This is a genomic window from Aeromonas sp. s12, assembly GCF_040907925.1.
Classification (GTDB): domain Bacteria; phylum Pseudomonadota; class Gammaproteobacteria; order Enterobacterales; family Aeromonadaceae; genus Aeromonas; species Aeromonas veronii.
Window position 1 is genome coordinate 25,508 of sequence record NZ_JBFOCT010000011.1, and the last position, 26,588, is coordinate 52,095.

26 protein-coding genes are annotated in these 26,588 nt (G+C 59.3%); 11 read left to right on the forward strand and 15 right to left on the reverse strand.

The annotated features are described in order from the left end of the window. Positions 1 to 217 precede the first annotated feature (217 nt). The 3 genes from AB5Y67_RS04055 to dusB form a co-directional block, all read right to left on the reverse strand. Positions 218 to 1,096, reverse strand: a complete 879-nt coding sequence (locus AB5Y67_RS04055) for a DMT family transporter (RefSeq protein WP_150390284.1) — start codon at positions 1,094 to 1,096, stop codon at positions 218 to 220. Positions 1,097 to 1,208: 112 nt separating this feature from the next. Then, positions 1,209 to 1,505, reverse strand: coding sequence for a DNA-binding transcriptional regulator Fis (gene fis, locus AB5Y67_RS04060; RefSeq protein ID WP_005309538.1), 297 nt, complete (start codon positions 1,503 to 1,505; stop codon positions 1,209 to 1,211). Positions 1,506 to 1,531: 26 nt separating this feature from the next. Then, positions 1,532 to 2,497, reverse strand: a complete 966-nt coding sequence (dusB, locus tag AB5Y67_RS04065) for a tRNA dihydrouridine synthase DusB (RefSeq protein ID WP_040064999.1) — start codon at positions 2,495 to 2,497, stop codon at positions 1,532 to 1,534. Between the two features lie 292 nt (positions 2,498 to 2,789). Between dusB and AB5Y67_RS04070 the strand changes: the two genes are divergently transcribed. The 4 genes from AB5Y67_RS04070 to AB5Y67_RS04085 all read left to right on the forward strand — a co-directional run bounded on the left by AB5Y67_RS04070 (position 2,790) and on the right by AB5Y67_RS04085 (position 7,615). Beyond that, on the forward strand, positions 2,790 to 4,187 hold the full coding sequence (locus AB5Y67_RS04070) for a TolC family protein (protein ID WP_042052508.1): 1,398 nt from the start codon (positions 2,790 to 2,792) through the stop codon (positions 4,185 to 4,187). Positions 4,188 to 4,260: 73 nt separating this feature from the next. Beyond that, on the forward strand, positions 4,261 to 5,265 hold the full coding sequence (locus tag AB5Y67_RS04075) for an HlyD family secretion protein (RefSeq protein WP_199428726.1): 1,005 nt from the start codon (positions 4,261 to 4,263) through the stop codon (positions 5,263 to 5,265). Next, positions 5,265 to 6,419 carry an ABC transporter permease gene (locus AB5Y67_RS04080; RefSeq protein WP_043851817.1) on the forward strand — a complete coding sequence of 385 codons (1,155 nt, stop codon included), beginning with the start codon at positions 5,265 to 5,267 and terminating at the stop codon, positions 6,417 to 6,419. The genes AB5Y67_RS04075 and AB5Y67_RS04080 overlap by 1 nt, the downstream gene beginning before the upstream one ends. Then, on the forward strand, positions 6,419 to 7,615 hold the full coding sequence (locus tag AB5Y67_RS04085; protein ID WP_199428727.1) for an ABC transporter permease: 1,197 nt from the start codon (positions 6,419 to 6,421) through the stop codon (positions 7,613 to 7,615). The genes AB5Y67_RS04080 and AB5Y67_RS04085 overlap by 1 nt, the downstream gene beginning before the upstream one ends. Positions 7,616 to 7,725: 110 nt before the next feature. Here the strand turns inward: AB5Y67_RS04085 and AB5Y67_RS04090 are convergent, their stop codons facing one another. The 3 genes from AB5Y67_RS04090 to AB5Y67_RS04100 all read right to left on the reverse strand — a co-directional run bounded on the left by AB5Y67_RS04090 (position 7,726) and on the right by AB5Y67_RS04100 (position 10,119). After that, positions 7,726 to 8,361 (reverse strand): NAD(P)-dependent oxidoreductase, encoded by a 636-nt coding sequence (locus AB5Y67_RS04090; RefSeq protein ID WP_199428728.1) that lies wholly within the window; start codon positions 8,359 to 8,361, stop codon positions 7,726 to 7,728. A gap of 133 nt (positions 8,362 to 8,494) precedes the next feature. After that, on the reverse strand, positions 8,495 to 9,349 hold the full coding sequence (locus tag AB5Y67_RS04095) for a DnaA/Hda family protein (RefSeq protein WP_005349200.1): 855 nt from the start codon (positions 9,347 to 9,349) through the stop codon (positions 8,495 to 8,497). Between the two features lie 71 nt (positions 9,350 to 9,420). After that, positions 9,421 to 10,119, reverse strand: a complete 699-nt coding sequence (locus AB5Y67_RS04100) for a DnaT-like ssDNA-binding domain-containing protein (protein WP_199428729.1) — start codon at positions 10,117 to 10,119, stop codon at positions 9,421 to 9,423. A 240-nt stretch (positions 10,120 to 10,359) separates the two neighbouring features. On the opposite strand from AB5Y67_RS04100, the gene AB5Y67_RS04105 reads away from it, so the two are divergent. Continuing rightward, on the forward strand, positions 10,360 to 11,331 hold the full coding sequence (locus tag AB5Y67_RS04105) for a response regulator (RefSeq protein ID WP_199428730.1): 972 nt from the start codon (positions 10,360 to 10,362) through the stop codon (positions 11,329 to 11,331). A gap of 74 nt (positions 11,332 to 11,405) precedes the next feature. Here the strand turns inward: AB5Y67_RS04105 and AB5Y67_RS04110 are convergent, their stop codons facing one another. The 5 genes from AB5Y67_RS04110 to AB5Y67_RS04130 form a co-directional block, all read right to left on the reverse strand. Further along, a complete protein-coding gene (locus AB5Y67_RS04110; protein ID WP_021231963.1) occupies positions 11,406 to 12,803 on the reverse strand; it encodes a peptide MFS transporter in 1,398 nt (465 codons plus the stop codon). Between the two features lie 213 nt (positions 12,804 to 13,016). Further along, positions 13,017 to 13,928: a UTP--glucose-1-phosphate uridylyltransferase GalU gene (galU, locus tag AB5Y67_RS04115; RefSeq protein ID WP_139405564.1), complete on the reverse strand. Its 912-nt coding sequence runs from the start codon at positions 13,926 to 13,928 to the stop codon at positions 13,017 to 13,019. A gap of 95 nt (positions 13,929 to 14,023) precedes the next feature. Beyond that, positions 14,024 to 14,344, reverse strand: coding sequence for a ComEA family DNA-binding protein (locus tag AB5Y67_RS04120; RefSeq protein ID WP_199415538.1), 321 nt, complete (start codon positions 14,342 to 14,344; stop codon positions 14,024 to 14,026). Between the two features lie 377 nt (positions 14,345 to 14,721). Next, a complete protein-coding gene (gene pta / locus AB5Y67_RS04125; protein ID WP_005339119.1) occupies positions 14,722 to 16,902 on the reverse strand; it encodes a phosphate acetyltransferase in 2,181 nt (726 codons plus the stop codon). 55 nt (positions 16,903 to 16,957) lie between these two features. Beyond that, a complete protein-coding gene (locus AB5Y67_RS04130) occupies positions 16,958 to 18,160 on the reverse strand; it encodes an acetate kinase (protein WP_005349210.1) in 1,203 nt (400 codons plus the stop codon). Between the two features lie 304 nt (positions 18,161 to 18,464). Between AB5Y67_RS04130 and yfbV the strand changes: the two genes are divergently transcribed. Continuing rightward, positions 18,465 to 18,905 carry a terminus macrodomain insulation protein YfbV gene (gene yfbV / locus AB5Y67_RS04135; protein ID WP_005339116.1) on the forward strand — a complete coding sequence of 147 codons (441 nt, stop codon included), beginning with the start codon at positions 18,465 to 18,467 and terminating at the stop codon, positions 18,903 to 18,905. 60 nt (positions 18,906 to 18,965) lie between these two features. On the opposite strand, the gene AB5Y67_RS04140 is transcribed toward yfbV, so the two are convergent. From AB5Y67_RS04140 to AB5Y67_RS04150, 3 genes are all read right to left on the reverse strand, one after another. Then, positions 18,966 to 19,466 carry a YfbU family protein gene (locus tag AB5Y67_RS04140; RefSeq protein WP_199428629.1) on the reverse strand — a complete coding sequence of 167 codons (501 nt, stop codon included), beginning with the start codon at positions 19,464 to 19,466 and terminating at the stop codon, positions 18,966 to 18,968. A 163-nt stretch (positions 19,467 to 19,629) separates the two neighbouring features. Then, positions 19,630 to 20,094 carry a thioredoxin-dependent thiol peroxidase gene (bcp, locus tag AB5Y67_RS04145; RefSeq protein WP_139732824.1) on the reverse strand — a complete coding sequence of 155 codons (465 nt, stop codon included), beginning with the start codon at positions 20,092 to 20,094 and terminating at the stop codon, positions 19,630 to 19,632. A gap of 24 nt (positions 20,095 to 20,118) precedes the next feature. Beyond that, on the reverse strand, positions 20,119 to 20,652 hold the full coding sequence (locus AB5Y67_RS04150) for a glycine cleavage system protein R (RefSeq protein ID WP_064337273.1): 534 nt from the start codon (positions 20,650 to 20,652) through the stop codon (positions 20,119 to 20,121). Positions 20,653 to 20,857: 205 nt separating this feature from the next. Here AB5Y67_RS04150 and dapA point away from each other — a divergent pair, with 205 nt between their 5' ends. From dapA to AB5Y67_RS04165, 3 genes are all read left to right on the forward strand, one after another. Further along, positions 20,858 to 21,745, forward strand: coding sequence for a 4-hydroxy-tetrahydrodipicolinate synthase (dapA, locus tag AB5Y67_RS04155; RefSeq protein WP_005349232.1), 888 nt, complete (start codon positions 20,858 to 20,860; stop codon positions 21,743 to 21,745). Then, positions 21,738 to 22,865 (forward strand): outer membrane protein assembly factor BamC, encoded by a 1,128-nt coding sequence (gene bamC / locus AB5Y67_RS04160; protein ID WP_042080542.1) that lies wholly within the window; start codon positions 21,738 to 21,740, stop codon positions 22,863 to 22,865. Before dapA ends, bamC begins: the two co-directional genes overlap by 8 nt. A gap of 167 nt (positions 22,866 to 23,032) precedes the next feature. Beyond that, complete coding sequence (locus AB5Y67_RS04165) at positions 23,033 to 24,136, forward strand: phosphoribosylaminoimidazolesuccinocarboxamide synthase (protein ID WP_234915217.1); 1,104 nt, start codon at positions 23,033 to 23,035, stop codon at positions 24,134 to 24,136. A gap of 128 nt (positions 24,137 to 24,264) precedes the next feature. Here the strand turns inward: AB5Y67_RS04165 and AB5Y67_RS04170 are convergent, their stop codons facing one another. Next, the gene (locus tag AB5Y67_RS04170; RefSeq protein WP_042052299.1) at positions 24,265 to 24,867 is read right to left on the reverse strand and encodes a short chain dehydrogenase; all 603 of its coding nucleotides are present in this window, start codon (positions 24,865 to 24,867) and stop codon (positions 24,265 to 24,267) included. A gap of 97 nt (positions 24,868 to 24,964) precedes the next feature. Here AB5Y67_RS04170 and AB5Y67_RS04175 point away from each other — a divergent pair, with 97 nt between their 5' ends. Beyond that, positions 24,965 to 25,864, forward strand: coding sequence for a LysR family transcriptional regulator (locus tag AB5Y67_RS04175; protein WP_103250456.1), 900 nt, complete (start codon positions 24,965 to 24,967; stop codon positions 25,862 to 25,864). Between the two features lie 71 nt (positions 25,865 to 25,935). Continuing rightward, the gene (locus AB5Y67_RS04180) at positions 25,936 to 26,577 is read left to right on the forward strand and encodes a DUF2057 domain-containing protein (protein ID WP_325793966.1); all 642 of its coding nucleotides are present in this window, start codon (positions 25,936 to 25,938) and stop codon (positions 26,575 to 26,577) included. The last annotated feature ends 11 nt before the right edge of the window (positions 26,578 to 26,588 follow it).

A 26,588-nucleotide genomic window follows, 5' to 3' on the forward strand; every position in this document is an offset into this window, starting at 1 on the left:
ATTGTCCAGACCGATGATGGGGGCATCATAGGGAGCGAAGAGGGGCAGGAATGTGACCTTCATCAAGCTGGCCATATGGCATTTTTTCATGGGGTATGCCCTTTAACCCTCTGGATACCAAGGGTTAAATGTCGTTAACAGAGCGTCAGCATTGGCAGGACAAGATAAGCAAACAGGAGGGAAATGGTGACACCGCCCTGCAGGGCGGTGACGCGTATCATGGCGTTTTGAGGCGGGCACTGCGCAGCAGCAGGGGCAGTTGGTAGAGCACAAGGGCGCCGAGCACCAGTCCGGCACCGGCCAGTTTGGCGCCGCCGAGGGGTTCGCTATAGAAGAGGGTGCTCAGGATCAGCGTCCAGACCGGTTCCAGCAGCATCATCAGGGCGGCGTGGGCGGTAGTCATCTTGCTCAATGCATGGGTGAGCAGCCAGTAGCGCAATGTGGTGGCGATCAAGACGCTCGCCACAAACCACCCCCAGATGCCGTGGCTAACTCCAGCCTCGGGCCACTGTTCGGTCAGCAGTGAGAGCAGAGTGCCGAGTAGGCCGGTCATCGCCAGCTGGATGCAGGTGAGCCAGGTGGGGGCAATGGATTGGGCGAAGTGGCGATGGACGGCAAGCTGGATGCCGAGAGTGGTGGCCGCCGCCAGAAACCAGAACAGCGAGAGAGACACGCCCCAGTGGGTACTGCTGGAGAGCAGCAGCAAACCGGCGATGGCGATGGGCAGGGTGAGCCAGTAGTGGCGGCCGGGCTTGGCTCGAAAGGCTCCCCAGGCGGCCAGCGGGGCCATCAGGGTGGCGACGCTCATGATAAAGGCGCCGCTGCCCAGTGCATCGCTCTGGCTGATGGCGGTGACCCACAGCAGCAGGCTGGCACCGAGCAATGTGCCGCAGCCGGCGGCGCGCAGCAGTTGGGCGCGAGTCGGCGGCGGTTCACGCAGCCAGGCGAGGGGCAGCAACAGCAGCGCCGCCAGCAGGAAGCGGCTGCCGATAAAGGCAGCAGGGGGCAGTTCGCGGATCGCCTCTTTCGAGAAGAGCCAGCCAGCGGCGGCCAGCAGGGTGACCAGTACCATCAGCAGCAGGGGAGTGCGGTTCATCGGGGTCGTCATTGTGAAATGGAGGGGAGAGCATAAAGGAAAGGCGCCAGGTATTGCTACCTGGCGCCTTTCGCATCTGCCTTGAACCGCCGTCGCGGCTCGCGGCCAGCAATCAGTTCATGCCGTAACGCTTGAGCTTCTTGCGCAGGGTGCCACGGTTGATACCCATCATCACGGCAGCGCGAGTCTGGTTACCACGGGTGTACTGCATGATCACGTCCAGCATCGGCGCTTCGACTTCGGAGAGAACCATATCGTACAGATCAATCACTTCCTGACCGTTCAACTGGGCCAGGTAGTTACGCAGGGCCTGTTGCACAGAGTCACGCAGGGGGCGCTGGGTCGGCTCGGCAGCGTGATTGTGAGTAGTTGTTACCAATGCATCAGAAGTCAGGGTTTGTTCGAACATATTCGGTCGGCTCTTTAGTTATCTTGTTAACCTAATCCATCGAAATACGCTTCGAGTGCCTCAAGTTGCGCGTCTGCGCAATCCAGGGCATTGAAGTGCTTACGGAATTCTCGGCCCGTCTCTTCTTCATCCAGATACCAGCCCACGTGTTTACGGGCTATGCGCGCTCCCAGATATGCACCATAAAACCGGTGCAGGTTGGTTACATGCTCGTTCATCAGGGTGCGAACCTCTTCCCTCTCGGGAGGCGGCAGCTTGGTGCCCGTCTCAAGAAAATGACGGATTTCCCGGAAAATCCAGGGTCGTCCTTGCGCAGCTCGGCCGATCATCACGGCGTCAACACCGGTATAGTCGAGGACATACCGGGCTTTCTCCGGGCTGTTGATGTCACCATTGGCGACAACAGGAATCGATACGGCCTGCTTAATCGCCCTGATCGTGTCGTACTCCGCTTCGCCCTTGTAGAGGCAGGCACGGGTACGACCATGCACGGCAAGGGCCGCGATACCGCAATCTTCGGCGATTCGGGCGATCTCCACGCCATTGCGGTTATCCGGATCCCATCCTGTGCGGATCTTCAAGGTGACAGGCACCTCCACTGCATCCACCACGGCCTGGCAAATTGCTTTGACCTGATCGGGGGCACGCAGCAGGGCAGAACCTGCCAACTTCTTATTCACTTTTTTTGCCGGACATCCCATGTTGATGTCGACGATCTGTGCGCCCTGCTCCACGTTGTAGCGGGCAGCAAACGCCATCATCTCGGGGTCGGCTCCGGCAATCTGGACCGATCGCAATCCGCCTTCTGCAGAGTGATCCATCCTCATCCGGGTTTTCTGGGTATCCCAGACATCCGGGTTGGCCAGCAGCATCTCGGAAACGGCCATGCCAGCCCCCAATCGCAAACAAAGTTCACGGAATGGTCGGTCAGTTACACCGGCCATGGGAGCCACAATCAAGGGAGTTTCAAGCGTGTGGGGACCTATCTGCATTCCACGGTTACCATCGGCTTAGGGCGGCGTATATTACGCATTTTTTAGGCAGGAGAAAAGGTTAGTATTTGAGCGTCAGCCATTTTTTTCTGAAAAAAACGTCGCGCCAAGGCTTGCAAATTCTGGAGTTATTGAAAAACGGCCAGATTGCCGGAGACTGATCGCTGTACCATTCGGGTCGGACGCCTGCATAATTGTCAGTCCACTTGCAGGCCCGCTTTGCGTTATGATAGCGGGCTTAAGTCGAGCAAATGCTCCAAACATTTATGCAACAAAAGCGGATTGGGGATCTATGACGTCAAGGTTCATTAAATCACTCTGGCCGTGTCTGATGGGTGCCGTGCTGGGGTCGGCGCAGGCGCAAACCATCAGTTTTGGCGAAGCCTGGACCCGGGTCATCCAGCAGGATGAAGGGCTGGCTGCCGAGCAGGCCGGGGTCGATCGGGCCAAGCAGCTGCGCGAGGCGGCCAAGGACATGTATCTGCCCAAAGTGGATCTGGGGGCCAGCTATACCCACCTCGATCAGCCGATTGAACTTGATGCCCTCGATCTCAATCCGCTGGCCAAGCAGAAAGATCTGATCCTGGCGCTCGGCAGCCTGTTCGGGGTCGGGGCCAACGCATTTGTCACCCCCCTGACCAAACAGAATGTGGTGACCAGCTCGGTCAAGATGCTCTGGCCGCTGTTTGCCGGTGGTCGCATCGATGCGGCGCAGGATATCCGCCAGGCGCAGGTGAGCGAGGCGCAGCAACTGCTGGTGCTCAAGCAGCAATCCACCTTCGAGAGCCTCTCCCAAACCTATTTCGGCGTGGTGCTGGCTGCTCAGGTGGTGCAGACCAAACAGGAGATCGAAGAGGGGCTGGCCCACCATCTGGATCACGCCAAGAAGCTCGAAGCGCAGGGGCAGATAGCCAGGGTGGAGCGCCTCTCCGCCCAGTCGGCCTATGACAGAGCGCGCATCGATACCCAGAAGGCGCGCCGCAGCCTCGAGATCGCCGAGCTGGCCCTTGGCCGCATGCTGAAGTTGCCAAATGCCCAGCCGGGCAGCGGCCTGTTCGTCAACAAGGAGCTGCCGCGCCTTGAGGGGTTGGTGAGCCAGACCCTGGAGGTGCACCCCGGTCTCAAGCTGCTCACTGCCAAGAAGGAGCAGGCCAAGGGGCTGATCCGGGTCGAGCAGGGCAAATATGCCCCCGAGGTGTTCCTGTTCGGCAACTACAACCTCTATGAAGATGATTCGCTCGCCTCCAAGACAGCGCCGGACTGGCTGGTAGGGGTGGGTGTCAGCATGCCGCTGGTGAGCCGCGATGGCCGCTCCGAGACGGTACAGGCCGCCAAGAGCGCCGAGTTGCAGGTCAATCTGCTGCAGGCCAAGACCCGTCAGGATCTGGAGTTGCTGGTAGAGAAGACCTGGCGCGAAGCGGCGCAGGGGCTAGAGGAGTATCAATCCCTCTCTTCCACCCAGGCGTTGGCAGAGGAGAACGTGCTACTGCGGGACAAGGCCTTCGGTCAGGGACTCTCTACCTCCCTTGATGTGGTGGATGCCCAGAACCAGCTGGCGGGGGTCAAGACCCAGCGCGCGGCGGCGGCCTATCAATATGTGGTGTCGCTGGCCCGCCTGCTGGCGCTCTCCGGCCAGATGAACAGTTTCAATCAATATCAGCATGGTCAGGTGATCGAGGTGAACTCATGATCCCGGTCCTGTCTGTTCCTTTTTTCATGTCTTTTCCGACCGTCAAGGGTCGCCCGTTTGTCGAGGTGAAGTGATGAGCCATCCCCCCATCAAAAAGAAGATGAGCCAGGGTAAACCGCTGTTGTTGCCATTGGCGCTGGTGATCCTGGTGGTGTGGCTCGGCTGGCGCTTCTGGCTGGCCTATCAGCCGGAGCCGGTGCACCTGCAAGGGCAGATTGAAGCGCAGCAGTACTCGGTCTCCTCCAAGGTGCCGGGTCGTATCGACGAAGTGTTGGTGAAAAAGGGCGATCAGCTGACCAAGGATCAGCTGGTCTTTACCCTGGCGAGCCCCGAGATCGAAGCCAAGCTGAGCCAGGCCAAGGCCGGTGAGGCAGCTGCGGGGGCGCTGGCGCAAGAGGCAGAAAAAGGGGCCCGAGCCCAACAGATCGCTGCCGCCAAGGATCAGTGGCAAAAAGCCAAGGCTGCCGCCCAACTGCGTGGCAAGACCTATGAGCGGGTCGCCAGCCTGCACCGCGACGGTGTAATGCCGCTGCAAAAACGCGACGAGGCCTGGACTGCCTGGCAAGCCGCCCGCTACAGCGAAGGGATGGCGTGGCAGCAGTACCAGATGGCGTTGGAAGGGGCGCGGGAAGAGACCAAGATCGCCGCTCGCGAGAAGGCCAAGATGGCGGCGGGTTCTGTTGCCGAGGTTGAGGCCTATCTGGCCGATACCCGTATCGTCAGCCCCCACTCAGGCGAGGTAAGCCAAGTGCTGCTGCGCAGCGGCGAGCTGGCGCCGCAAGGCTTCCCGGTGGTGACTTTGCTCGACATGAGCGATGCCTGGGCCCAGTTCCACGTGCGCGAAGATCTGCTGCCCCGCTTCCCGGTCGGTACCGAGTTCGATGCCCGCATCCCGGGCCTTGGCGACCAGATGATGCGCTTCAAGGTGACCCATGTGGCCGTGATGGGGGATTTCGCCACCTGGCGTGCTACCGATACCCGTCAGGGCTTCGACATGAAGAGCTTCCAGGTAGAGGCTCGCCCGCTGCAACCGGTTGAGGGGCTGCGGGTTGGCATGAGTGTGCTGGTTGAACTCTGATGGGACGTGAATTTCGGCTGCTGTGGCAGGACCCGTTCAGTCGTGCCCTGATGAGCTGGGTGCCGCTGCTGCTGATGGGGATCCTCTGCTGGATCTTCTCAGCAGGGCTGGCCCGCGACCTCAAGGTGGGGCTGGTGGATCTCGACCACAGCATGCTCTCGCGCCAGCTCGCCTTCTCGCTGGATGGCTCGGCCGGGCTCAAGGTCGCGCAACAGTTTGACTCCATCGATGCCGGGGCGCACGCCCTGCGCGGTGGCGACATCTATGCGCTGGTGGTGATCCCCAACCATCTGGAGCGGGATGCCCGTCAGGGCACCCAGCCGCAGGTGACGGTGTTCAACAACGGCCAGTTCATCCTCATCGCCAAGCTGGTCAACTCTGCGCTGGCGCAGGTGGTCGGGACTCTCAATGGTCAGGTGGGCGTGCTGGAGGCGATGGCTGACGGCAAGGCGCTACCCGGCGCACTCGGGCAGTCGGTGCCCATCAGCAGTCAGGTGACTGCGCTCTATAACCTCAACTCCAGCTACGCCCAGTTTCTGCTGAGTGCCATTCTGCCTGCGGTGTGGCAGATCCTGGTGGTGCTGTTCGGCCTCAATGCGCTGGCCCGTACCGATCGGCTGGGGCTGGACTGGACCACTCGCGGTGTCTGGTTTGGTCTCTGGCGCACCCTGCTGCCCCACGTGCTGATTGGCTGGGGCTGGGGGATTGTCTGGACGCTGCTGCTGTTCAAGGGCTTCTCCTACCCCATGCACGGTAGCTGGCTGGTATTGCTGGTGGGGCTGGGGCTCGCCTCGGCCGCCTGCGTCACCATGGGGGCCTTCTTTTACGGCATCATCCGGGATCCGGCCCGCGCTCTGTCGCTGGCGGGGGCTTACACTGCGCCCGGTTTCGCCTTTATGGGGGTCACCTTTCCGGTGAGTGCCATGGGGGATTTCGCCCGCTTCTGGCGCAGCCTGTTGCCGGTCTCTCACTATGTGGAGCTGCAGATTGGTCAGAGCAACTACGGTCTGCCGCTCGCATCGGCGCTGCCGCAACTGGGGGCTCTGCTGCTGTTTCTGCTTCCCCTGCTGCTGGTGGTGCGCCGTTACAAGCAGCAGGCCGAGCTGGCCCGTCAATCAGCCGCAGTGGCAGTCGCCGAAAAGGAGCCTGAGTGATGCTGGGATTTGTCGATCTGTTGCGCCTCGAGTTGCGCACCCTGCTGGCGGATCGCGCCATCATGCTGACCCTGTTTGGCGGAGTGTTTTTCTACTCCTTCCTCTACCCCCAACCCTATCTGCATCAGTTGCCGCGGGAAGAGGCGGTGGTGGTGGTCAACGAAGATGGCAGTCAGCTGTCGCGCCAGCTGGAGTTTATGGCCGATGCCACGCCGCAGGTGAAGCTGGTAGCGCGGGCCAATTCGCTGGATGAAGCGCGGCAGCTGATGATGGCCGGGAAGGCGAGCGGGATCCTGCATATCCCCAACCACTTCTATCGGGATCTGATGCTGGGCCAGAGCGTCACCCTGAGTTATGCCGGTGATGCCTCCTACTTTCTGGTCTACGGTACCATTGCCGAGGGGCTGGCGCAGGCCGGCGGCACACTCGCCGCGCAGGTGAAGGTGGCGCGGCTGTTGAGCCATGGCGAGGCGCTGCCACAAGCGGCCATGGGTTGGAATGCGGTGGCCCTCAACGTGGTGCCGGTGTTCAACCCAACCATGGGCTACGTCAACTACGTGGTGCCGGCGGTGTTCGTGCTGATCCTCCATCAGGTGTTGCTGATGGGGGCGGGGATCCTGGGGGCGACCCAGAACCAGCGTAGCTGTCGCGGCGAGCATGGTTACTGGCAAAGCGCGCCGGTGTTGCCGCTGCTGCTGGCCAGAACCTTGGTGCTGGCGGGGTTGTTCCTGCTGCCGGTGAGCTACTTCCTCGGCTTCTGCTTCGATCACTACAACATCGCTCGTCATGCAGATCCGGTGCAGCTTTGGCTGTTTGCCCTGCCGTTCCTGCTGGCGACCTGCTGGTTCGGGATTGTACTGGGAGCGATCTTTACCCGACGAGATCTGCCAACCCAGGTGGTGCTGATCTCCTCCCTGCCGCTGGTCTTTCTGGCGGGCTTTATCTGGCCGCTGGAGCTGATCCCAGCCCCCCTCAACTGGCTGGCTCAGTGGGTGCCCACTATCCCCGGTATCGAGGGTTTTCTGCGCCTCAACCAGATGGGGGCTGACTTCGCGCAGGTTGCCCGCTACTGGTGGCAGCTATGGGGACTGGCGCTGCTCTACGGCGTGCTGGCTTGCCTGTTGCTGCGTTGGCGGCAGCAGTCACTGCCGGTGGCCAGTCAGCCGGTCGTACAGAGTGAGACGACTGCCGGTTAAGCGGGATAGGGCAAGCGCCCGTGAGATAGCGTGTGCGGTAAAGCGAAAACGGTCAGCCCTTGGGCTGACCGTTTTGGTATGTGGTGGGTATGAGCGATTTTACTGCTGCTTTAGCCGCGCTGGAGCGTGGGATCGCCGATGGCGTAGATCTGCCCCACAGCTGTCTCATCCGCCAGCAGGCACAAGCCTTGGACGGCCACATCGGCGCGGCGTACCAGTCCGTGCACCTCCTTGTCCTGACTGAGCGTGGCGCGGTCGGTGGCATCGCCATCCTGCAGGCCCGCCGGGCGCAGAATGGTCCACGCGAGGGAGCTGGTCTGCAGCCAGCTCTCCGCCAGACTCTTGAGACGCACCTCGTGACCGAAGGCGGCGCGTGCCCGCTCCGGCAGATACTGCCAGCTGTCGCCACAGCCGAGGGAGGTGACCAGCAGCAGCCGTTTCAGGCCTGCCTGCTCCATGGCATCGATCACATGTCGGTTGCCCTGATAGTCCACCGGCGCCGTCTGACGGAAGCTGCCGAGGGTAGAGACGACCTGTGCATCTTGCCCTGCACGGACACATGCCTGCTGCACCGCAGCCAGATCCAGCGCATCCCCCTCGATCACCTCAACTCCCAGCGCACCTAGTTCTGTGGCCATCTCGGGGTTGCGTACCAGCGCAACGACCCGGTGACCCTGGCTCAGGGCGTGATGAGTAAAGGCGCGGCCCAGCCCGCGGCTGGCTCCGAAAATCAGTGTGGTTGGCATAGCTGAGCTCCCTTGGCAAAAGGGGCTAGCCTAGTTGCTTGTTCGCCTGCTGTAAATGAGAGTTGTTTTTATTTGTGAGTCAGCAAGGAGGAGAAGGTGCGAGCCGTCAGCGACTCGCACTCTTTGAGAGGGATCAGCCGTTGTAGTTGCCGATGCTGGGGCGACGGCTTGGGCCGCTCAGGTGGATATCCACCGGATTGAATGCCTTGATCGCCTCATAGCTGAAATCACCGATCGCCTGATGCAGGCTCTGGGGCGTGTGGTTGGTGATGATGATGACGCTCTTTGACAGGTTGCGACGGCGGCGCAGCAGGTGGCCGAGGAAGCTGGACTGGCTCTCCGCCATCTTGGCGCGGTTGGCCGATACCTCATCGATGATCAGCAGATCCACCTCTTCCAGCGCGCGGCGGTACTGGTTGCGCTCGTCCTGATCGGGGATCACGTTGAAGAACAGCCGATCGACGATGGAGGCCCACTGCTGGAAGATCACCGATTTCTGGTGACGGGCGATCAGCTCATGCGCCACCGCCCCCGCCAGGGTCGACTTGCCGGTGCCGTAGTCGCCGTAGATCAGCATGCAGCCGCCACCGCTCTTCTCCCAGTGCTCGAAGCCGCTGATAAAGTAACGGGCGGTTTCGATGGGGTATTGCAGCGCCGGGTCACCAGCATCCATTTTGTCAAATACCCAGTCGGGGTTGAGGTCGGCCTGGGCGATCAGCTTCTGGATCCGCTCCTGACGGGCCGCCTTCTGCAGCTCGCGCACCTCGGCGTTGGCCTTGGCGTCATACTCCTTGCGCAGAGTCTCGTAGTCATACTGGCCGCCACCGGTCTCTTGTTGCAGGCGACGAATGCGCTCCAGCAGGCCACCCACATGGCGGCTCAATTCCGGGTCGTGAATACGGTGATCCTGCTTGGCCTTGGCGATCTTCTGGCGCTTGGCTTCGATCTCTTCCAGCTCCTGGCGCAGGGGATCTTGCGGGTCAGTCATGGAATGCTCCTTCTGCTCGATCAGGGATGGGTAGACAAGGGGTTGATTCTGCCTGCAGGCGGGGGCCGCTATCAATCATTATCCGGCTCCTGCTGCGCTGCGGGTTCTTGCGTCTGCTGTTGGGCCAGTCGCTTGGCCTCTTCGATCATCTGCTGTGCCCGTTTGCTGGGGCCCGACTCTGCCGGGGTAGGGGTCACCTGCTGGTAGCCCTGCACCTCCATCGGCTTGCGACGGGTGTAGCGGCGGGTCTTGAGGGCGCGAATAAACTTGAGCATCCATTGATGCTGGGAGTCGAACACCTCGGGTCGCCCCAGCCAGTAGGCGATAAACTCCCCCAGATCCTCTTCGCTATAGCTGGCATCGATCACCCCGCACAGGCGGGCGAGGGCAGGCAGCTCTTCGTCCGGTCGCCACTGCAGGTGCATCTGGAAGGGGCGCTCCGGCAGCGGGCTGCGCAATTTCTGGGTCAGCAGTGGCAATTGGAACAGGCACTGATGGTAGTGCTCACTCTCGGGCTGGGCCTCGACCTGCAGCAGGCCCGCCTCCATCAGTTCATCGAACAGCTCGGTGAGCTGGCGGGCATTGACCTGAAACGAGAAGCCGCAGGGCTCGCCCGGGTCGACCACTGCCAGCGCCCGACCCAGCTCGGGATAGTTGAGCCTTGCCGCCTGATTTTCCAGCACCAGTCGGCGCAGCTGCAGGGTATAGAGACTGCGAGCCGGATGGGACAATCTTGGGTGGGCAAGGGCGCTGTATTCGGCTGGGGTCATGGTCTTCTTCACGAGCTGGAGTGGGGGGCATTATCCCTTATGGCGCCCACTTGCACAATTCGGATGGAGGTCGTAGTCGTGGGGCCTCCCGAGTGAATAGAGCTGCGCGGACGGATGGGGTTCTCTTGATGCCATCGTATGATCGAGGTCTACTTTTGACGCAGGGTTTCCGCGCTGACCGCACTTTTGAGCTAGTCTTAATACCTAAATAACCAATTGACTAATAAGAGCTTTATCAAGATGTCAAAAGCCGGGCTACGGATCCTGGTGGTGGAGGACGAGGCCGTTTTTCGCCACTCGTTAGTAAGTTACCTCGCACGGGACGGGGCAACGGTGTTTCAGGCCGAAGATGGTATTGAGGGGCTATCGGCGGCGGCCCTCTACCATCCCGATGTGGTGTTGTGCGATCTCAATATGCCCAATATGGATGGCCACGAGGTGATCGCCTGCCTCTCTGCGCGCTATCCCCATATTCCGGTTATCGTTATTTCGGCCCAGAGCACCATGGAGGCGGTCGCCAGCGCCTTGCGTGCCGGTGCGCGGGATTATCTGCTCAAACCCCTCGAGGATTATGCGCTGGTCGAGCGCAGCATCGAACAGTGTCTCAACGGCAGCGTCAACCGGGCGCAGCAGCTGGAGCTGATGGATCACATCGACTATTTCAGTGCCCACGACAAGGCGGCCAGCCGCCTGCTGGCGGGGCTCAAGCCGCCGGGCTTGCAGGAGTGGGGCCCCTGGCAGGTCACGTTCAAGGGGCTGGGGCAGTTGTTTATTCCAGATACCTTCAAGGTGAAAGACAAGCTGCTGGTGCTGGTGATGGAGCTTCCGATCATGGGTACGGATGCGGCATTTTGTGGTGCGCTGGTGCGATCCTTGATGAATGTCCCCTACCGCCAGTTTCAGCAGAACGAGAGCCGGTTGCTGAGCCAGCCGCACCGGTTGCTCGACTACCTCAACCATCAGTTGATGGCATCCGGGCTTCGCCACTCCTTTGCCATGGCGGCGCTGCTGTTTGATCAGCATGATGGGTTGGTTTTTGCCAACGCAGGGCTCACCTCTCCCCACTGGCTGATGCGCTCAGGCGGCCTACCCCTTGGTCTGATGCGCAGCAGCCACTACGCCCTGCACAAACGCAGCTGGCATGAACCGTTCGCCCTGCAGTTTCGCAGCGACAGCGGCGGCTCGCTGGATGTGCAGGTTCGTCATCACTGATGCCGCCTGATAAACAGACTAAAACAAACAGGGCGCCGATGGGCGCCCTGTTTATTGTTTACAATCCTGACCGTTTAGACGGTGGCGGATTGCAGTTTCTTCTCTTGAGCTTGCGGCTCTTTGGCCGGGCCTTCGGCACCGTGCATCCAGTAAACCAGACGGTTGGCCATGGTCAGCAGGATCAGGGCGCTCAGTACTGCAGCCAGGGCGATGCCACCGAAGATGGCGATCGGACCGGCTTCACCCACGAAGGAGCCGATAAAGCCCGCAGCGTAGTTAGCCAGGGCAACGAAGCCAAACCAGGCACCCATCATCAGGGAAGCCAGACGCAGCGGAGCCAGTTTGGTCACCATGGAGAGGCCGATCGGGGAGAGGCAGAGCTCGCCCAGGGTGTGGAACAGGTATGCGCCAACCAGCCAGAACATGGAGGTCTTGACGGTGTTGTCACCACCCTGCTGCAGCACGGCACCGACCATGAACAGGAAGCCGATAGCCAGGAACAGCAGACCCATGGCGAATTTCACCGGAGAGTTCGGCTCTTTCTTGCCGAGCTTGATCCAGATAGCCGCAACGACCGGTGCTAGGGTGATAATGAAGAAGGGGTTCAGGGACTGGAACCAGGCGGTCGGCACTTCGAAGCTGCCGATCATGCGGTCGGTATACTCCTGGGTGTAGAGGTTCATCAGACCACCGGCCTGCTCGAAACCGGCCCAGAAGATGATGGTGAACAGACCCAGTACCAGAATAACCTTGATGCGATCCACTTCCTGCTTGGTTAGCGGTGCTTTCTGTTCGGTAGTACGCAGGGCGGCTGCGCGCTGGGCGGCAGTGACGCGACCGATGTCGCCCAGGAAACGCTGGGCCATGGTGGCCTGGATCACCAGAGAGAGCAGCATACCGATACCGGCGCCGACGAAGGCAGCTTGCCAGCCGTAGGCTGTAGCGGCAGCACCACAGATCACACCTGCCAGCAGGGAACCCAGGTTGATACCCATGTAGAAGATGGTGAAAGCACCATCACGGCGGTGATCGCCCTCTTCATAGAGGTCACCCACCATGGTGGAGATGTTCGGTTTGAACAGGCCGTTACCCACGATCAGCAGCGCGAGGCCCGCGTAGAACATGGTGTTGACCATATCCGGGAACATGGCGTGGGGCAGTGCCAGAGTGAACTGACCTGCGGCCATCAGCACGGCACCGATCAGGATGGCGCGACGTTGACCCAGGAAGGTGTCAGCCAGCCAGCCGCCGATCAGCGGAGTGATATAAACCAGACCGGTATAGATACCGTAGAGTTTGAGGGCATCTGCCTGACTCCAGCCCAGGCCGCCGTTGGCAGTCAGGTCGGTCAGATAGAGCACCAGCACGGCACGCATGCCGTAATAGGAGAATCTCTCCCACAGTTCGGTACTAAAGAGCAAAAAAAGCCCTTTAGGGTGACCTAAAAAGGTCCCTTTTGACGGGTTATTCATTGGAACTTCCACCTGTGTCTTATATTTTTTTGAGTTTTTTATGCAAGGGCGAGAAACACGCCTCAATCCTTATAGAGCATGTGTGAATAAATTACAACATTATGATTTGCTGAGATTTTATTTACTCTTGATTGATTTTTTGTTGCAAAAATGAAAAAGGAGCATCATTTGATGCCCCTTAAATACGTCTATAAAAAACAGATTTATCAGCGATTACAACTGCTTGACGAACTGCTTCAGCCAGCCGATGAATTCACCATTCAGCTCGTGATGGCGCACACCATATTCCACATTGGCTTTCATGTAACCGAGCTTGCTGCCGCAATCGTGGCTCTTGCCCTTCATGAAGTAGGCGTTGACCTGCTCCTGCTCCATCAGCATGGCGATGGCGTCAGTCAGCTGGATCTCGTCACCGGCACCGGCCGGGGTCTTCTCCAGCAGCGGCCAGATATTGGAGGAGAGGACGTAACGACCCACCACCGCCAGATTGGAGGGGGCTTCATCACGGGGCGGCTTCTCGACAATGGCCTGCATCGGCAGGGACATCCCCTCGCTCAGGGCCTCGCCCTTGATGTCGGCGATGCCGTACTTGTCCACTTCGCTCTCGGGAACCGCTTCCACCATGATCTGGCTGATCTGGTTCTCTTCGTACATGTGCACCATCTCGGCCAGGTTGTCCTGCTTGGGGTTGCTGGCAACGTCGTCGATCAGCACATCCGGCAGCAGCACGGCAAACGGGTTGTCACCGATCAGCGGGCGGGCGCAGAGCACAGCGTGGCCCAGACCTTTGGCCTCACCCTGACGGACGTGCATGATGGTGACGTCTTTCGGGCAGATCTGTTGTACCTCTTCCAGCAACTGACGCTTGACTCGCTTCTCGAGGGTCGCTTCCAGTTCGAAACTCTTGTCGAAGTGGTTTTCGATGGAGTTCTTGCTCGAGTGGGTGACCAGCACGATCTCTTTGATACCGGCGGCGATGGCTTCGCGCACTACGTACTGGATCAGTGGTTTGTCGACCACCGGCAACATCTCTTTCGGGATGGCCTTGGTGGCTGGCAGCATACGGGTACCCAGACCGGCTACCGGGAGCACGGCCTTACGAACAACAAGAGGAGTCTTTTTCATGGAAAACTATCCAGCGGGATTAAAGTGCGGCAATCATACCCCAAGAAAAATGGGGCAGCCACAGGCTGCCCCATTTGCAACTGATCCATTCGACTTTATTTGACTATTATCATGTCCCTGTTGGCTTCCAGCGTGGCCGGGCCAATGCCATTGACATCCGCCAGCTGATCGACCGAGGTGAACTTTCCCTGTTTTTCCCGATAGTCGACGATGGCTTGTGCCTTCTTGTCACCAATCCCTTTCAGGCTGGTGAGTTCGGCAAGGGTGGCGGTATTGATATTCAGCTTGCCGGACTCCTTGGCAACCGCGGTTGTGGTTGTTTGCTTGGGCGCTGCCTTATCTGCGGCCAACGCGGGTTGGCTGAACAGTGGCAAGCAGGTCAGCAGCATGACTGCAGAGAGCTTCTTCATCAGCATTTCCATTCCTCCATGATGTGGATATTGCCGAGTGGCACATTGATGAATAGCGTATCAAACGGGTCTTTTTCACTGCTATTTCTAACAGGTCAAATCCTCATGCCGATGGCGAAATATTTGCTATAAGCGCTTCGCTATGAATGCCCTCATATATCTAAGAGTATGATCTTGAATCTATTTTAGATGCATCTTTAAGGTGGCGGACACGCTTTCCCGCAGAGTTACGCTCGAAACATTTCTTGCACATCACATGGCATTATTCTACATAACACTGTGCTGATGGCATGTTTCACTGGTCTTCAAAAAAGAACCAATAAAAAAGGCTGCTCACCTGGGGTGAGCAGCCTTTGTGATCGGTTTTTTCAGACTAAAGCTGATTAGGCTTGTTCGTCAGCCTGGGCAGCCTGGATACCGGTCAGGGCGATGGTGTAGACGATGTCGTCAACCAGGGCGCCACGGGAGAGGTCGTTGACCGGCTTGCGCATGCCTTGCAGCATGGGGCCGATGGAGACCAGGTCAGCGGAACGCTGCACCGCTTTGTAAGTGGTGTTACCCGTGTTCAGGTCAGGGAAGACGAACACGGTGGCTTTACCTGCAACCGGTGAGTTCGGTGCCTTGGACTTGGCCACGTTCTCCATGATGGCCGCGTCGTACTGCAGCGGGCCGTCGATGATGAGGTCGGGGCGCTTGGCCTTGGCCAGCTCGGTCGCTTCACGCACTTTCTCTACATCGGCACCGGCGCCAGAGGTACCGGTAGAGTAGGAGATCATGGCGACGCGCGGCTCGATGCCGAAAGCGGCAGCGGAGTCGGCGGACTGGATGGCGATCTCGGCCAGCTGCTCGGCGGTGGGATCCGGGTTGATCGCGCAGTCACCGTAGACCAGCACCTGGTCAGGCAGCAGCATGAAGAAGATGGAGGAGATCAGGGAAGAGCCCGGAGCTGTCTTGATGATCTGCATCGGCGGACGGATGGTGTTGGCAGTGGTGTGGACCGCGCCGGATACCAGGCCGTCAACTTCATTGCGCTCCAGCATCATGGTACCCAGTACCACGTTGTCTTCCAGCTGCTCGCGGGCAACCACTTCGGTCATGCCCTTGTTCTTGCGCAGCTCGACCAGACGCGGCACATAGCGCTCGCGCACAACGGCCGGATCGATGATTTCGACGCGATCGGTCAGTACCACACCCTGCTGTTCGGCAACGCGACGGATCTCTTCCGGATTACCCAGCAGTACCGGACGGGCAATGCCACGCTCGGCACAGATGGCGGCAGCCTTGATGGTGCGCGGCTCGTCGCCTTCCGGCAGCACGACTCGCTTGTTGGCCTGACGGGCCAGCTCGGTCAGCTGATAACGGAATGCTGGCGGGCTCAGGCGACGGGAACGGGTAGAGCTGACAGTCAGCGACTCGATCCAGTGCTTGTCGATGTGGCCAGCGACGTAGTCCTGTACCAGCTCGATACGCTCGCGGTCATCTTCCGGAATATCGACGTTGAAGTTCTGCAAGCTGACTGCGGTCTGCCAGGTGTTGGTACCGGTCATCATGATCGGCAGGCCGGTGGCCATGGCCTGTTGGCACAGCGCCATGACCTGCGGCTCCGGATGATAGTTACCAGTCAGCAGCAGGGCGCCCAGCTTGACGCCGTTCATGGCGGAGAGGCAGGCGGAGACGATGACGTCAGAGCGGTCGCCGGAGGTCACCAGCAGGCTACCCGGACGGAAGTGCTCGACCATGTTGTGGATGGAGCGGGCGCAGAAGGTCACGGTCTGCAGGCGACGGCTGTCCAGCTCGCCTTTGTGCAGGATCTTGGCGGCCAGATGCTTGGCAAGATCCTTGGCGCGCGGGGCGATCAGCTGGGTGTTCCAGGGGATGCAACCCAGGATGCGCAGGGGGCTCTTGCCGAACACTTGCAGCACTTCCAGGTTGTGAGCCGCGTCAGAAGCGTGGTGATGGGCTTCGAACATCTCGGTCAGGTCAGGGCGGGTTACGCCATGCTCGTCAACCGGTGCGCCCACCTTGTTGATCACGCAACCAACGATGCGGGGGTTGTTGACACCACCGAAGTTGGAGCAGGCCAGCTCGATGCGCTCTTTCAGCTTCTGGCTGGAGTCATGGCCCGGGTGGGTCACGAATACCATATCAGCATCCAGCGCCTTGGCCACGTCGTAGTTCAGCTTGTTGGCAAAGGGCTGCTTGTCGGTCGGCACCATACCTTCGACAACCAGCACTTCGGCACCACTGGATTTCACGTGCTCTTCGAAGCGGGCAACGATCTCTTCCAGCAGGATATCGGTGTTGCTGGAGCTGATCATGTTCTCGGCGTAGGAGAGGGTGAACGGCTCGGGCGGGTTGATGTTGGCAGCAGCGCGGATAACGGCGGTTGAGCGCTCGGCACCGGTTTCACCCGGACGCGGCTGGGCAACCGGTTTGAAGAAGCTGACATTGACACCGTGACGCTCCATGGCGCGAACAACGCCCAGACTCACGGAAGTTACGCCGACACCAGTGCCGACCGGGATAAGCATAATAGTGCGTGCCACTTTATACCCCTTGTTCATTTTTTGGGATCAGGAAAAGGCCGCCCTGGTGGGCGGCCTCGAGTTACTGCGTCAATTAAGCGCCGACCAGTTCCAGCGCGTCGTGGGCGATAACCCACTCTTCGTTGGTCGGGATAACCAGAGCCTTGGTAGAACCAGCCTTGGTGATCTCGCCACCCTTGCCGAAACGAGCCTTCAGGTTGGCGTCGTGATCAACGTCAAAGCCCAGCAGACCCAGCTTGTTCAGGGTGATTTCACGGATCGGGGCAGAGTTTTCACCGATACCACCGGTGAAAACAACGGCGTCCAGACGACCGTCCATGGCGGCAGCGTAGGCGCCGATGTACTTGGCCAGGCGATAGCAGTAAACGTCCATAGCACGCTTGGCTTCTTCTTTGCTGTCGTAGTTGTCTTCAACGAAACGGCAGTCGGAGGTCACTTCGGTCAGACCCTGCAGGCCGGACTCTTTGGTCAGCATGGTGTTGATATCAGCAACGCTCATGCCCAGCTTGTCGTGCAGGAAGAAGATGATGGCCGGGTCCAGATCGCCGGAGCGGGTACCCATCACCAGGCCTTCCAGCGGGGTCAGACCCATGGAGGTATCAACAGACTTGCCGTTCTTGATAGCGCAGACGGAACCGCCGTTGCCCAAGTGGCAGTTGATGATGTTCAGCTCTTCAACCGGCTTGTTCAGCTGCTTGGCAGCTTCCAGGCTGATGTAGTAGTGGCTGGTGCCGTGAGCGCCGTAGCGACGGATGCCGTTCTCTTTGTAGAGCTTGTACGGCAGAGCGTACAGGAAGGCTTCTTCCGGCATGGTCTGGTGGAACGCGGTATCGAATACGGCCACGTTCTTGTCAGCCAGCGCCGGGAATACGCGGCGAGCTTCACGGATACCGATCAGGTGAGCCGGGTTGTGCAGCGGTGCGTACGGAACAGCGGCTTCGATGCCGGCAATCACGTCTTCGCAGATGACAACGGAAGAGGTGAAGCGCTCGCCGCCGTGAACAACACGGTGACCGATGGCGATCAGGTTCTTGGACAGTTCCGGATTGAGCGGCAGGATCTTGTTGACGATGAAGTCCAGCGCTTCCTGGTGAGCGGCACCCGCGCCCAGATCGGCACTGCCTTTCTCGCCATTCAGTTTCCACTTGATGCGGGCATCGTCGAGGTTGAAGCACTCGGCCAGGCCGGACAGCAGGTCATCACCGGTGGTTGCGTCAATGACGGCAAACTTCAGGGAAGAGCTGCCACAGTTAAGAACAAGAACCAGCTTACTCATGAATAAATCCTATCGCAGATTGGGTTGTGTAGGCGGATGCGTTGGACGCGGTGCGGCCAAAAACTTTCAACTTATCCTTATGAGGGTTGGCAATCTGTTGCTTGCCCCTTGTATAGTGATACAAGACCCGAAATCCAGACGTCCCTGACAGGTCAATAGCAAGAAGCTTTTGACGCAAAAATGGGCGTACAAAGGATAACCCGATTGTTGAAAAATAACAAAGTCATCCTCAACCTTTGTTACTTTGCATCAAATTTTGTCGAGGTTTTGCCGTTAGTACGTTCAAAAAGCGCTCGGAGGTAGTATGAGCATGAACATTTTTGGAACTAAGTTACAGCAAGGCCGCCATTATATGACGCTTTGGCCGCGCCGTCCCGAGCTCAATTCGATGTTTCCTGAAAATCGGGTGATCAAGGCGACCGAATTCGCTCTCAAGGTGATCCCCGCGCTGGCGGTGTTGAGCGTGATGCTGCAGTTCCAGTTTGGCGAGCTGCACTACTGGCCCTCCGTCATCACTTCCGTGCTGTTTCTGCTCAGTTTGCCGCTGCAGGGTTACTACTGGCTCGGTCAGCGGGCCGACACCCGTTTGCCCCCGTCGCTGGCGAGCTGGTATCGGGAGATCAACGGCAAGATGAACGAGCAGGGCGGCCGCCGTCAGCTGGTTTCCCAGCCGCGCTATGAAGAGCTGGCCGATACCCTCAAGGCTGCCTTCCAGCAGCTCGATAAATCCTTTCTCTACGAATAACCCGTATCAGATGCAAAAAAGGCGCCAGTGGCGCCTTTTTTGTTGCGGTCGGTGTGTGGATCACGCTGCCAGTATCTTGCGGATTTCCTGGATGGAGAGCTTGTACTGACGTGGACACTGACGCCACACCTGCAGCATCCGCTGGTACTTGTCGTGCATGGCGATGTCGCTGGAGAGCTCGTCGCACGGGCACTTGAGCTCGGGGAAGCGCTTGTCCACCTCCAGCAGGAAGCAGACGTAGTCAGCCAGCTCACGCTCCTGGCTGCGGCTGTAGCCGTTGAACTCCAGCCGACTGGCGTTGATCTCGCCCTGATCGGCGGCATCCAGATTGCCCCATGAGATGGCCAGTGCGTGGTGCAGCTCCAGGGTGTCGATCACCTCCTGGCAGGTCGCCAGATCCAGATGGCCGAAGCTCTTCTCCAGCTCGAGGATCTGCAGGCAGTAGCCGCGCTCGATGATGGTGCTGGCGCGCTGGTAGATGTCCGCTTTCTCCGGATTGAGTTTCGCCAGAATTTCGTACTGGTTGCTCAGGATCAAACGCTCAGTGTTGCTCATGTTCATGGGATATCTCGCTGGAAGATGATTCTGGGGCCACGTTAACCCATATATAAAATGAATTTTTTGATCTGGGCGGGGGAGTTGGTGAGAAAAATCCGCTGGCAAGGGGCGGCTGACCAGACAAAAAAGGCCTGCATGGCAGGCCTTTCAATGATGCTGGGGAGGGTTACCCCTTGAGGAAATCCAGTACCACCTGATGGTGATCGCTGGTTTTGAACTTGTCGAAGTGGTGGGCAATCTTGCCCTCTTCGTCGATCAGGAAGCTCTGGCGGTGAATGCCGTCATACTCCTTGCCCATGAACTTCTTCGGGCCCCAGACGCCAAAGGCATCGGCGACGGCGTGGTTCTCATCGGCCAGCAGAGTGAAGTTGAGCTGGTCCCGCTCTTCGAACTTTTTCAGCCGTTTGGCCGGGTCCGGGCTGATGCCAAGCACCACCACATTGAGGGCGGCCAGCTCGGCGTTCACATCGCGCAGGCTGCAGGCCTGGGTGGTGCAGCCGGGGGTCATCGCCTTGGGGTAGAAATAGACCAGCACCTTCTTGCCGCGCAGGCCAGCGAGGCTGACCTGATTGCCATTCTGGTCGGGCAGGGAGAAATCGGGGGCGGGGCTGCCAGCTTGTAGTGGTTGCATGGGGTCTCCTCGGGTAAAACGCCCTCAGGCGTGTTTGCGATTGACGATAAACTCGAACGATTCGGCACCCAGTTGACGACAGAATTCGGCGAAGGCGGTTTGCGAACCTTCCACTTCACCCTCTCTGGCCAGATTGAGCTGAAAACTGATCTTGAGCAGGTTGAACGGCTGCTGCTCCAGGGTCATGGATTGCATCGCCTGAATGTTCCAGCCATGTTCGCTGAAGAACTGGGTGCACTGGCTTACGATGCCGGGCTCGTCGCGGATCAACAGGTCGGCACTGGCGCGGATGTCATACTGCAGGGACTGGTGGCGTTCGGTGCGTTTCATCATGGTGATGAGATCCCACTCCTGGCTACGCAGGGGCAGGCTGATTTCGAGTTGCATCATGCTGTTCCAGTCGCCCGAGAGCAGCATGATAAAGGTAAATTCATTGCCGAAGATGCCAAGGCGGCTGTCCACAATGTTGCAACCACAGCCACTGACGTGGCGGGTAACTTCATTGACGATGCCAGGCCTGTCCGTGCCGATGGCCGTTACGACCAGGTAGTGAGTCATAAATCTTCTCTCGTCCGTTATTTCGTTGCGAAAGCCGCGCTGGCAAGCCAACCCTCCGGCGCTGATGGCCACTCCCTGAGGGACGCTGCCGACTTTCGTTCATTACTTTTTGTTCCGGATGGTATCACGGCTTGCCCCCTCTCTCCCTTGTTTTTCAAAGGGGGCAGCTTTACCATTACGCCCCTGAAAATCGGGAGAAAAGTCCATGTTACGCGGTAGTATTGTTGCGCTCGTTACCCCCATGCTGGCTTCAGGTGAAGTCGATTGGGCCAGTCTGGCCAAACTGGTCGACTATCATGTCAGCGCCGGGACCAGCGCCATTGTTGCGGTGGGTACCACGGGGGAATCGGTGACCCTGAGCGAGCAGGAGCATATCGCCGTCGTTGAAAAGACCGTTGAGTATGCCGCCGGACGCATTCCCGTCATCGCCGGTTGCGGCTCCAACAATACCGCCCATGCCATTGAATTGGCAAAGCGACTGGCCAAAACCGGCGTGGTAGCGGGCCTCTCGGTGACTCCTTACTACAACAAGCCCACTCAGGAAGGTCTCTATCGCCACTATTGTGCGATCGCCGAGGCTAGTGGTCTGCCCCAAATTCTTTATAATGTGCCCGGTCGCACCTGTTGCGATCTCAAACCGGAGACCGTGGCCCGTCTGGCCAAGGTCCCCGGCATTATCGGTTTGAAAGAGGCAACCGGCGATTTGAGCCGCACCCCGCTGCTGCGCGAGCTGTGCGGGCCGGAGTTTGCTCTCTACAGTGGTGACGATGCCACTGGTTGTGATTTTATGCTGCAAGGTGGCGATGGCGTGATTTCGGTCACCACCAATATTGCAGCGGCCCAGATGGCCGACATGTGTCGTGCTGCGCTGGCCGGTGATGCCGGGCAGGCGCATGACATCAACAATCTCTTGATGCCGTTGCACAAGACTCTGTTCTGCGAACCGAGCCCCACCCCGGTGAAATGGGCCTGTGCCCAACTGGGGTTGATTGCAACAGCCACCTTGCGTCTGCCGCTGGTTGACCTCACCCCCGAGGGCGAACAGCTGATGGCGCGAGCACTGACCACAGCGGAGTTGATGGCGAGTGTTTAAATCTAATGGAAAGGGAAATAGAGCCCGTCTGGTGCTGAGCGTTGCGACTGTGGCCGTATTGGCCGGTTGCAGCACCCCCCAGGATCGCAAAATGGCCAACCGCGACTTCGGTTATGAAGATGCCCGCCTCGAGGGCCGCGCGTTCTTGATCCCCGCAGGATTGAGTGCCCCCACCTTCAACAGCCAGTACGATATCCCGCCGCTTCCCGAGAGCAGCCGTGAAGGTGCCCTCGGCGCCCAGGTCGATGTGCGCCCACCCGCTCAACTGCTGACCGTGGTACCGGGCAGTCAGGTGGTGCAGACCGCAACCGAACCGACCGTTGCCTTCTATGCCCTGAGCACCAGCCAGAGCGTGGAGCGCGATACTTGGTCGTTCCTGATGAACTTCCTGGCCAAGTACAAGGTCACCACCGAGAAGCTGGATCAGCAGGATGGCGTATTGCAGACCGGCTGGTTTGACAACACGGTCGCCCTCGATGGCTGGGGTGAAGATGACGAAGACTTCAAAATCCGTCAGCGTTACCAGTTCACCGTACGCAACGATGCCCAGCGCCACGCCGTCAACATGTCGGTCCGGGTGCTGGATCACGAAGAGACCATCGACGGCGAGACCAGCAACAAGCTGACCCCTGCCGATGCCCAGCGCTATGCCGCGCGAGTGCTGAACCAGTTCTCTCTCTATTACGACAGCCAGCTGAAAGCCCGCGAGCAGCACAAGTCCAACGATGGCATGGGTCTGCAACTGGGTCTGGACAACAACGAACTCAGCGCCTGGATTGCCGAAGGCTCCTTTGATCAGGTGTGGCGTCGCCTCAACCAGGTACTGCCCGCTTACGGTTTCACTATCAAGGATACCCAGCAGTCTCTGGGCTGGATCGACGTCGAGTACGAAGAGCCGGGTGCCGAGTTCTGGAAGGCGAAAGGGAGCGAACCGTTCAAACTGGAGGAGGAGAAATACCGCTTCCAGCTTGGCGAAATGGCGGGAGGCAAGACCTCCATCACCCTGTTCGACAAGGACAAGAAGCCGGTATCGTCCGGGGTTATCTCCCAGATGTATATCAGCCTGTCCGAGGCGTTTGCCAAGGGGCTGGCCGATCAGGCAGCAGCAAAAGCAGAATAAATACAGGGGCCTTGTGCCCCTGTTTTGTTATCAGAATCCCCCTGAAAACGCGGGGATTCCGAGTGGTTTTCGATGATGCGAGCCCCCTTGCCAGCCCGTTGCAAACAGAGCGTGCAGGTGAGGAACTCGCGATGTTTACCCCCCACAAACAGGAAGTGTTATTAGCCATGAGTCTTGCAGATCAAGTATTGGCGGTGAATGACGATTTACCGATCCGTACCGATAAACCTGTCCATTCCGGCAAAGTGCGCAGCGTCTACTGGTTGACCCCCGAAGACAGTGCCCGGCTCATAAAAGAGAAAGGCTATGATGTGCCGGCCGATGCGCCCCTCGCCCTCATGGTGATCAGCGATCGCATCTCTGCCTTCGATTGCATCTGGCAAGGTGTGGATGGCCTGAACGGCGTACCGGGCAAAGGAGCTGCGCTCAATGCCATCTCCAGCCACTGGTTCAAGCTGTTCAAGGGGAAGGGACTGGCCGACAGCCACATTCTGGATATTCCGCACCCCTTCGTCTGGATCGTGCAAAAAGCCCGTCCGGTGATGATCGAGGCGATTGCCCGCCAGTACATCACCGGCTCCATGTGGCGTGCCTACAAGGATGGCGAGCGCGAGTTCTGCGGCATCACCCTGCCGGAAGGGCTCAAAAAGGATCAGAAACTGCCGGAGATCCTCATCACCCCTTCCACCAAGGGCGTGCTGAAAGGGCTGGATGGCGTGCCGGAAGCCGATGACGTCAACGTCTCCCGTGCCGATATCGAGCGCCACTATAAAGGCTTCAACTTCAGCAAACCGGCCGACATCGACCGCTACGAAGTGCTGCTCAAAGAGGGCTTTAACGTTATCAGCGACGCGCTGGCCGGGCTGGATCAGATCTTCGTCGATACCAAGTTCGAGTTTGGTTACGTCCACGATGCCGCCGGCAACGAGAAGCTGATCTACATGGACGAAGTGGGCACCCCCGACAGCTCCCGTATCTGGGATGGCGCGGCCCTGCGCGACGGTCAGATTGTCGAGAAGTCCAAAGAGGGTTTCCGTCAGTGGCTGCTCAACCACTTCCCGGATCCGGACATCCTGCTCAACAAGAACCGTATGCCGGAACGTTTTGCCCTGGCCCGCGACAACAAGCTGCCTACCGAAGTGATGATGGATATCTCCAACACCTATGTCGGGATCGCCGAGAAGATCATCGGCCACAAGCTGGCGCGTTCTGCCAATCCCAAGCAGGAGATCATCGAGGTGCTGCGCGATCAGTACGGTCTGATCGACTAAGGGTTGCGCTCTTTTTTTGTCGTCAACAAACAAACGTTTGCCGATGGCGAAGGAGATAGGCAGAGAAACAGACGGGCCCCGCTACGGGGCCCGTTTTTATTGCTGGTCTGGCGGCAAGCGTGCGGCGATCAGCCGTTGACCCTGAACACCTGACCTGTCTGGATGCCCAACACCGACTTCTTGTAAGCCTGCGCCACCTTGGCGGCTGGCACCGGCACGAACCCCGGGAAGAAGTCGGCGTATTTGTCCATCGACTCCGCCAGCACGGTGGGGCTCACCACGTTGATGCGAATGCCCCTTGGCAGCTCGCAGGCGGCCGCTTTCACAAAGTGATCGATGGCGCCGTTGACGGTGCTGGCGCTCACGCCCCAGTTGATCGGCTCCTCGCTCAGAATACCGCTGATCAAAGTGATGGAACCCTTGTCAGTCAGATAGGGAATGGCGGCTCGGGTCAGGTTGATCTGGCCCATCAGCTTGCTCTCCAGTCCCACCTGCCACTGCTCGTCGGTCATCTCGGTCAGGCCGTTGAAGGCCACGCTGCCGCTGGCGACAACCAGTGCATCAAACTGGCCCACCTGGGCAAACAGCGCCTTGATGGAGGCGGGATCGCGCATGTCGACCGTGGCATCACCACGGCTGTGGCCGACCCGGATCACCTGATGATCTTTGGCAAGCAGTTCACTGACAGCGGAGCCGACGGTGCCGGAGGCACCCACAATCACAATTTTCATCTGCATCACTCCTGGTTGGGATGTATCGATTCTAGCGCAACAGAAAATGCGAAAAAGCGCGTAAAATAAACCCATTGTTTCCATATTGGAGCTAATGATGGATATCGCCCATCTGGCCAGCTTTTACGAAGTGGTGCTGCGCGGCAGTTTCTCGGCTGCTGCCGATACGCTGGGGGTCAGCAAGGGGATGCTGAGCCGCCATGTCAGCGCGCTGGAGACCTCCCTCAATGCACAACTGTTGCAGCGCACCACCCGCCGCCTCAGTCTGACCGAGGCGGGCAAGACCCTCTATCAGCAGGCGGGGGAGATCTTCGCGCTGGCTCGGCAGGCGGAGCAGGATATTCAGGCTCTGACCGAAGAGGATTGCGGACGACTGCGCTTTACCTGCCCGGTCAGCACCGGCGATCGCATGGTGAGCGAACTGCTGACCAGCTTTGCCGCGCTCTGCCCGGGAGTGGAGGTGGAACTCAATTTCACCAACCAGATGGTCGACATGAGTCAGGGAGAAAACGACATCGCCCTGCGCGCCATGAGCGAGGTGCCGGACAATCTGGTGGCCCTGCCGCTGGGGCGGCTCAAGGATGTGGTGGTGGCCAGCCCCGCGCTGGTGGCGCGAGAGGGGTATCCTGCCACTCCCTATGAGCTGAGCGGGCGCAGCTGCCTGTTGCAGGGGCACAATCCGGCCTGGGAGCAGTGGCACTTTATCCGTGAGGGGGAGGAGGCCCACATTCTGGTGCAGGGCAAGGTGCGAGCCAACCACTACAGCACAGTGTTGCAACTGGCGCGCGCCGGTATGGGCTATGCCAAGTGCCCGCTGATGCTGGTGGAATCGCTGCTGACGGCGGGGGAGCTGGTGACCGTGCTAGATGAGTGGCAGAGCGGGCTGCATCAGCTCCATGTGCTGCATGCCCAGCAGCGACGGGTGCCACGCAAGATCCGGTTGTTCAAGCAGGTGCTGGCCCAGTGGTTTGCCGAGCGACCCCACTACCTGCTCTGAGCGGCGTTATTTTTCTGTCATCTTCGGCTGCTACCCTGCGCCCATCATCGGCATCAGGAAGATCAGCGGGAATGAAGAGTAATAGAGGGTTGACCGGTTTTGTGCTGCTCTGTGCAGTGTTGGGGGCTGGCAGTGTGCAGGCCATGGTGGAAGTGAAGGTGCCGGAGAATTTCCGCATCCTCGCGGTGAGCAACGGCACCTTGCAGGATGAGCAGCATGCCACCCTGGCGGATGGCGAGCAGCAACTGCTGGTGCGCTTCGAGGGGGTGATCCCCAGTCGCAGCAGCAGCGAGAATGATCGGCAGGTACGCTCCGAGCCGCAGGTGGTGCGCTATCAGGGCAGCAATCAGCATTTGCAGCTGACGGCCAGCGTACCGGGAGACGAGCGGGGGATGCAGGCCTATGCCAAGGATCCGGTGGTGGCATTGCAGGAGAATGGCCGTGCGCTTGCCATCCAGCAGGATGCGCTGGTGACCAGCGGCATGCTGCTTGGGGTGGATTGGAACGGCAAACTGGCTGAATACAACCGCAGCGGCGGCAAGGCGGCGCTGACGGCCGTCGCTGTGACTACACAACCAACGGCTACGTTCTCCGGTGGGGGGCAACCCGTTGTGGCTGCCAGCGAGCTGGAAGAGCAGTTGCAGCAGCTGTTCCTCCAGGCAGATCCGGCCCTGCGCAAGCGCTTTATCGGTTGGGCCGTGCCGCAGCTTTAAGTTTTCTGCCC